Genomic DNA, 8,293 nt, shown 5'->3' with positions numbered 1-8,293 from the left:
CCCGGTCAACGATGCGCCCGCGGCAGTAAACGACAGCTACAACCTGACATCCGGCACCCCGCTGGTCATCAACGCCGCGAACGGCGTATTGGCCAATGACTTGGACGTCGATACCGCGCACGCGAGCCTGACGGCGATCCTGAATGCGGGGCCGGCTCATGGCACGCTGGTATTAAACTCGGACGGCTCGTTCACCTACACCGCGGATGCGGGCTACAGCGGCACCGACAGTTTCACTTATCATGACAGCGACGGCTCGCTGGGCTCGAACACGGCGTCGGTCAACCTGACCATCGCTCCGCCGCCGAACGGCGTTACATCAGGCAATGACCATTTGATCATCTCTCAGGGTGTCACCGCGCTCGACATCACCGACATGCTGCTTGCGAATGATACGGTGACGCCGGCGGGGACGAACTTCTATATCAGCACAATCAACACGGCAGGGCTCGCCAGCGGATTCTCGGTTACTGAGAATTCGACCACACACCATGTGTTCATATCGATCGACACGAATTTCCCTGCCAACGGCAAGGTGGCGCCGGACACGAGTTTCACCTACACTTTGCACGACGCGAGCGGAAACGAGAGTACCGCGACCGCGACCGTGACGGCCTACAACGTCAACACCGGGGCCAACCAGATCGACTTGTCCTCGATGACCTACGATCGATCCTACATCGATGCGCTGTCAGGCAATGACAACATCTCGGCGGGATCGGGTGTCGACAAGCTCATCGGCGGAGCCGGAAACGATACCATTGCCGGTGGCCCGGGGGCCGATACCCTCACCGGAAATGCGGGCAGCGATCACTTCCTGTTCAACGCCGTCAGCGAGGGCGTCGACACGATTACGGATTTCACCCATGGGACCGACTCGATCGACTTCGCCGCTGCCGCGTTCGGCAACGGCCTCGCGGTCGGCGGGGGTAATACCGGTAACTTGGACGCCTCGCACTTCCTGAGCGGCGGCACAGAAGGAACGTTCTCGGGAAGCGGGGCGGGCTTCTGGTACAACAGCTCGACCAGCACCCTGTATTATGATGCGAATGGCAATACGGCCGGCGGCTTGATCAGCATCGCTCAGCTGACCGGCAATCCGATCGTTTCAAACACGGACCTTCATTTGGTGTAGTCCGGCGCTGGGCCTGCCCCTCGCGGCAGGCCCAGCGCCGTTCCTCCAGGAACGCTCCCATCGGCCCCCGTGAAGAGGTCGCGCGCCTAGATCTTCTGCTGCGCTCCGGGGCCGGCAACGTTGATCGTGATCTTCTGAATTTCCGTCCGACCGCCGGCATATTTGACCTCGATGGTCAGAACGTCGTCGCCGATGAAGTCGGGCTGCGACCTGTAGAACGCGACATAGGCGGGCACTTCCAGCGCGAGGCATGACTTGTAGTTGGTGGCTTTCACCTTCGCCGACTTGACCGTCACCTTCCCGGATGCGGGCGCATTGACCAGGCGGATCGTCGGCAGGGGACCTGACGTGCAATCGGGTAGTACGTTGATGAAGACGCCGACCCGCGTGTCCTTATTGGGGGCGGATTTGACCGTTCGCTCGACGGGAGACAATGCGTCCTCGGCCAAGGCTGGTGCGACGAACCCAGACAACATTGCGATGCCTGCGGACAATAATACCCTCATTGGTGCTCTCCCGCTTACCGAGTTTTCCCGGTCAGTTCACTGCAAGATGCTCAATCTAAATGCCTTTTCGGCGCCCGGTGTCCCGATTAGCCAATTTACCACGGCGCACCAAAAACCCCTCGTTAACTAGTTGATTTCGTTGACCCCCGCCTCGGTTAACAATAGCTTAATAGCGAAATTTTTCGGATTGCTTTCTAAAGACTTGATTTGAACTGCATAGAGTTTTGGCAGGGGCAGATAATGAACGCACAATTTCAGGTAGCGCAGGCTACCGGCACGGCTATTCCTACCAACACAACTCCAGTTCGAACTTTCACGCTGGCAAAGCCGCTAACAGATCAGGCGGTGGTCGTACATCTCGGATATGACCAGAAGGTCAAGCTCGATTTCTCGGCGATAGCCAACGAAAAGATCACGCTCGTCCATGTCGGCGAGAAGCTGATCATTCTGTTCGACAACAAATCGACGATCACGGTCGATCCGGTCTTCGATTCCCGACACGACGATCAGCACCTGCTGTCCATCGAGCTGGCGCCCGGACGCGACGTCAACGTGCAGGAATTCGCGAGCCTCTTCCCCATCACCACAGACCAGTCCGTGCTGCCTGCAGCCGGTGATGGCAACGGCAACGCCCAGGGAAGCGGCGCCAACTTCTCCAATGCTGCGGTCGATACCCTAAACGCCGGCAATCCGTTGGACCTGCTCGGGCAGGAACAGCTCGGCAATTTCGTCCTCAATCCCGAGACTTTCGCCGGACTGCCTGCAACGACTCCGCCGAGCGCAGGCTTTACGCTCTCGGATACGATCGTCATCCACGATGAAACCGTCAATGTACAGATTCTGAACGGCGCGAACGATCAGCCCAGTGCTGGTCTGCCCGCAGTCTTCTCCGCCGTCGGACTGATCGGATGGGCCCAAAGCGCCGTTTCGGAGATCGCGTCGTCGAGCGTCGGTTTCGGCAGCGGCGGGACCGGAACGATCGCCTATGCGCTGACGACCTCGACCGGCGCGGCGTTCGCCGGCGTCGATTCCGGTCTGCAGGCCACGGTCACCGGCAATGAAATCTTTCTGTTCACCGAGGGCAATCTGGTCGTCGGACGTGAGGGCGCCGGCGGCGTGGCCGATCCGAACGGTGCAGTCGCCTTCCAGCTCTACCTCGATCCTGCGAGCCTGAAGCTTGACGTGGCCCAGTATGAAGCCATCAAGCACGGCACCGCGTCCGCCCCCGACACGAGCGAAGGCGCGCAGCTCGGCGATGTCGTTTTCGTGCAGCAGACGGTGACCGACGGCTCCGGCAACACGGCGACTGCACTGTCGACCGGCTCGCTCGGCGTGTCATTTCTCGACGATGGTCCGACGGTCACGCGCGGCGAGGGCAGCGAACAGCCTTCCATCGGCCTGCTGAATCTCGACGAGACCATTGGTCACGAAGACAGCCCGCTGACCGATCGTTACAACACCGGCGAGACCGAATCGAACGGCGTCACGCCGAACGGCACTCTGGACGACACCGGAGTGACGACCATCACCGTGTCCACCGCGCCGACGCAGGGCCAGGCGATCGGCGAATTGTCGACGCCTGCAGGCGGACTTGCCAATCTCTTCCCGGCGGCGCTCGTCGACTTCGGGACCGATGGTCCCGGCCCGGACGGTGGCGTCAGCAACGTCCTCAAGCTGGTGCTCTCGAGTGAGACGGTCGGAACGAACCTGACGGCGACGGCGCTTGCCGGCACCTCGCTCGCAGGGCTCGACGCAGCCGCGCGATCGATCGTGCTGGTTCAGGTCAACGACACTACGATCGAGGGCCGCATTGTCGGGGACGGCGTTGCCAACAACGGCGACGAATACGTCGCGTTCCGCATCTCGCTGGTGGACGCCAGCGATCCTGCGACCGCCCATATCACGGTCGACCAGTTCCTTGCGATCGATCACGGCGGGTCGGAAGACCCGTCGGTGTTTGACGAGCAGATCTTCCTCCACCTTGCCGGGACCGATGCGCTCGGCCTGCAACTCACGACGACAGTCACCGACGGCGATGGTGACCAGGCCAGTTCGACGGTTCAGGTCAACCTGATCGGCAGCGAGAATTCGTTCATCGCGTTCGACGACGACGGGCCGATGATCACGCGGGAGGAGGGCGAACATCCGACCAGCCCCGGCCTGCTCAACCTCGACGAGACCATTGCCCACGGTGACAGCCCGCAGCCCGATACCTACAATGTGGGCGAATCCGAATCAGGGTTCGGGCCATCGAACGGCACCGCTGACGATAAGGCCGCCACCGTTACCGTCGCGATCCACCCGACGCAGGGGCAGGCGATCGGCGAGCTGTCGACCACCGCGGGTGCACTCGCGGAGCTGTTTGACACAGCCGTCGTCGACTTCGGAACGGATGGTCCTGGCGCCGAGGGCGGCATCAGCAACGTCCTCAAGCTGGTGCTTTCCGGCGACACGGTCGACACGAACCTGACTGCGACCGCGCTGGTCGGCACGCCGCTTGAGAACCTCACCGCGGCGCAGCGCGCCATCGTGCTGGTTCAGGTCGACGACAATACGCTCGAAGGGCGGATCGTCGGTGACGGCGCTGCCGAGCATGAATACGTTGCCTTCCGCATCACCCTCGACGACGCCACAGATCCCTCCGGGGCGACGATCACGGTCGATCAGTTCCTGCCGATCGACCACGGTGGCTCCGAGAATCCGTCGCAGTTCGACGAGCAGACGATCCTGCACCTGGTCGGAAACGGAACGCTCAACCTCGAGCTCACGACCACCGCCACGGACGGTGATGGCGACCAGACCAGCTCGTCGGTCCAGGTCACCTTGATTGGTAACGAGAGATCGTTCATCGCGTTCGACGACGATGGCCCGACGGTAGCGGCGTCGGAGACGAAAGGGTTTGCCGTCGTTCACGACGAGACCCTGCTGCTGCAGAGCCCGCCGTTCGGCGACGACAATGACATTCTGTTCGCGCCGGTCTTCAACGGCGTCAGCAATCCCGGACACGACCCGCAGGTTCTCTTCGGCCTTCCGATCGGGTACGCGCAGAGCAACGTCGCCGCGCTCACCATCGACAATGTGAACTTCGGCACTGACGGCGCGGCCAAGACGGGCGCCCAGCTCTTCTCGCTGACGCTGACCGACGCGCAGGGTCAGAGCACGACCGGCCCGATCGATTCGAATCTCGCCACGACGGAAGGGAGGGAGATCTTCCTGTTCCTCGAGAACGGCCTGATCGTCGGCCGTTACGACGGGGGCGATCCCGGCAATGACGTGACCAGCACCAACGATCCGGCCGCGTTTGCGATTGCGATCGATCCGGTGAACGGCAAGGTGTCCGTCGTCCAGTATGTTTCGCTTCATCATAACAGCGCTGATATCGGCGGCGATATCGATGAGGCGGTCTCGCTGGCAGGCGCCCTCGGCCAGGTCAAGGCGACCGTGACGGTCACCGACGGCGACGGCGATCGCGCTTCGGCGTCCGCCAACATTGGCGGTGGTATCCAGTTCGAAGACGACGGCCCGCTGGTGGCGGCGACGCTGTCTCGCAATTTCGGGGTGACGGCGGACGAGACACCGGGCAACCAGGCGAGCGACGTTGCCGGCCCGCTGCAGATCTTTGCGGGCGTGCAGAATCCCGGCGTTGATCCGGATGAGCCCGGATCGCCGCTCGCCTATGCGACAAGCAGTGGAGCGGCGTTGTCGATCCTGCCGTACTTCGGCGTCGACGGACCCGATCCGGCTGCGGCGATTACCTATTCGCTCGAACTGAAGTCTTCAAACTCCGGCGTGACGTTGACGGACGGAACGGCGATTTCGTTGTCGCTGGACAGCGCCGGCCGGGTGATCGGCACGGTGGGCACGGATAACGTGCATCCCGAACTGAGCGGTATGACCGCTTTTGCGGTCGCGATCGATCCAGTCTCCGGCAAGGTCTCGGTGGTCGAATATCTCTCGCTGCATCACTCTAGTACGTCCAATCCGAACGATCAGGTTTCGCTCGCAGCGGGTTCGATCTCGGCCGTCGTAACGATCAAGGATGGCGATGGCGACACGGCGTCCGCGTCGGCGGATATTTCAAGCAAGATCCACTTCAACGACGACGGCCCGACGCTGATCTCCGAAACATCGATCAACGCCAATGTGGATGAGGACGGCCTTCACGCCGGCCTGTCCGATTCCAATCCCGACCTCATCGGGCCGCCGAGCGAGGTGACCGGCACCAACTCAGCAGTTGCGACCTCGGCAACCTACGGCCAGCTTGATGCCCTCGTCGATTTCGGCGCCGACGGCTTCGGCAGTTTTGGCTTGAAGACTATGCCGAATGGTCCGCAGGACAGCGGATTGACGTCGAAGGGCGGTCACATCCTCATCGTGACCGACGCGAACGGCCTGCACGCCTATGTCGAGACGGGCGCGTCGGGATTCGATGCCGGTGACCGTGAGGTCTTTACGCTCACGGTCGGTGCAGACGGCTCCTATGCGTTCGCGCTGCACGACCAGGTTGACCATCCCGCCCTGGACGAGGCGCCCGGCGACAACACCGAGAACACCCTGGTCATCGACCTCTCGTCCTATGTGACCGCGACGGATGGCGACGGCGACAGCATTCCGCTCGGGAGTGGTGCCTTCACGGTCACCGTGCTTGACGACATTCCGGTCATCACAGCGCGGCCGCCGACCGAGACGGAGGTCACGACAACCGAAACCTTCACCTACACGCTCCAGGCTGGCAACACCGACATCCGCGCCATGGATGGTCAGAATAATCACGACATCGTGCTGACCGGCATCGACCTCAATGCGAACGATGATTCGGTCAATACCACCGGCAGCAAAATCGGTGTCGGAAACGGCCAGATCATCGACGGCTTCGACAATCAACCGCTGTCCGGGCCTGAAATCCTGACGATGGCGTTCTTCGATAACGTCTCCATCACCGGAAATCCGCAGAGTCCGACCGTTAGCCATGGATCGGCCTACTCCGTCAACACAGCGTCGTTCTCGATCGACGTGGCGGAAGCGAAGAACGTCGAGACAGCGGTCGTCTTCATCTCGGCGACTGAGGGCGGCAATTTTGTCGACCTGACCTTTACGGTCAACGGGTCGCCTGTCGGCGCGACCGCTGTGTTCGACGGCAACACGCACGTGCAAATTGGATATGTGCTGGACGGCGTGCCGGATCTCTCGACGGTCAAGGTCATCGGATCGACCGCGTTCGACACGTTGAATGTCGGCAACTACGACAACTTCCAGTTCAACAGCAGCGCCAGCGGCGATCCCCAGACGCTGACCGACGGCAATTCGTTCAAGGTCTACGGCATCGAGTCGACCATCGTCACGACCACGACCGTCACCGAGACCTTCAAGGTCAGCGAGGACGAGAGTGCGGGCGTCAACTCGTTGCCCGATCCGAACCCCGCCAATGACACTTCCGACGTGCCGCCCGCTGCGATCTTCGAGGCGAACGCCATCGGCTATGCGAAGTCCGCGAGCAGCGTGCTCGATTTCGGCTCGCTGTTCACCGGCAAGGTCGGCGCCGACGAGCCCGGTACCTATTCGTTTGCGGTCACCGACAAGAACGGCAACGCACTTACTGGCGTTGATTCCGGACTGACCACGCTCGACGGCACGCACATCCTGCTGACCACCGAGCAGAGCGGGGCCGTGGTCGGCATGGCCGGCCAGACGGAGGTGTTCCGCGTCTACGCCGACTCGACGGGATATGTGTGGATCGCGCAGTATCAGGCGATCCACAACGACGTCGCGGGATCGAGCCAGGCAGCCTACGACGACATCGCGACCGTCACGGCCGACCTGCATCTCAAGGGCTCCCTGACGGACTTCGATGGCGACACGACCAGTGTGGTTTCGCCGGTCGCCCTGAATATCCAGTTCCAGGATGATGGTCCGCTTGCGGTCAACGACTTCGATAGCGTCGCGCATGGCGATCTCGTTGCCACGGGCAACGTGATCACCGGCCACGACATTCCGGGAGGCGACAGCAACGCCACGGACGGCGTCGCTGACAGCGCGGGCACCGACGGTGCGAAGATCACGGAGGTGGCGGGCGTCACTACTGTGACGACTCCGAACGGAGCAAACGATTTCGTGATTGCGGGCCAGTTCGGTACACTGACCATCAACGAGCACGGCGACTACACCTACACGCGCTTCAACGGATCGCCTGTGGTCGGCAATGACGTATTCACGTATACGCTGACCGACGGCGACGGCGATTTCTCGACCGCCAAGCTGACCATCAACGTCACCGACAACGGCGTTCTCATCACGGGCATTGGCGCCCAGGGGGGCGACGAGACGGTGGATGAGGCCAATCTGCCTGGGGGATCGTCGCCGAACACCCCGGCGCTCACTCAGACCGGAACGTTTACGATCAACGCGGCTGACGGCTTGGACAGCCTGGTCATCGACAGCCACACGGTCATCAGCGGCGGGGTATTCACCGGCGGCACCTTTGTGACGTCGCTCGGAAACACGCTCTCGATTACGGGCTTTGACGGCACACATGTCAGCTACAGCTACACGCTAGTTACCAACGAAGCCCATCTGCCGGGCCAGGGAGCGAACAGCCTCATAGAGAGTTTCGCCATCACTGCGACTGATACCGATGGCGACGCTGCGATCAGTT

At 61.9% G+C, this 8,293-nt stretch carries 3 protein-coding genes; 2 read left to right on the top strand and 1 reads right to left on the bottom strand.

Annotated features, from left to right (window positions below):
- The coding region (locus WN73_RS04340; protein WP_271551729.1) for an Ig-like domain-containing protein at positions 1-1,135 on the top strand (1,135 nt) is incomplete at its 5' end.
- Between the two features lie 86 nt (positions 1,136-1,221).
- Here the strand turns inward: WN73_RS04340 and WN73_RS04335 are convergent.
- Positions 1,222-1,641 (bottom strand): hypothetical protein, encoded by a 420-nt coding sequence (locus WN73_RS04335; protein ID WP_028176019.1) that lies wholly within the window; start codon positions 1,639-1,641, stop codon positions 1,222-1,224.
- A gap of 240 nt (positions 1,642-1,881) precedes the next feature.
- Between WN73_RS04335 and WN73_RS04330 the strand changes: the two genes are divergently transcribed.
- Positions 1,882-8,293, top strand: a 6,412-nt coding sequence (locus WN73_RS04330) for a DUF5801 repeats-in-toxin domain-containing protein (protein WP_271551726.1), incomplete at its 3' end; no start/stop codon positions are given.

Source organism: Bradyrhizobium sp. CCBAU 45394 (assembly GCF_028128655.1).
Classification (GTDB): domain Bacteria; phylum Pseudomonadota; class Alphaproteobacteria; order Rhizobiales; family Xanthobacteraceae; genus Bradyrhizobium; species Bradyrhizobium diazoefficiens.
Note: the sequence above shows the minus strand (reverse complement) of the source record. Positions and strands in the feature narration are given on the sequence as shown.

Coding starts and splice junctions, on each gene's coding strand:
- WN73_RS04335 (WP_028176019.1), bottom strand. CDS start 1,641: ATGAGGGTATTATTGTCCGCAGGCATCGCAATGTTGTCTGGGTTCGTC.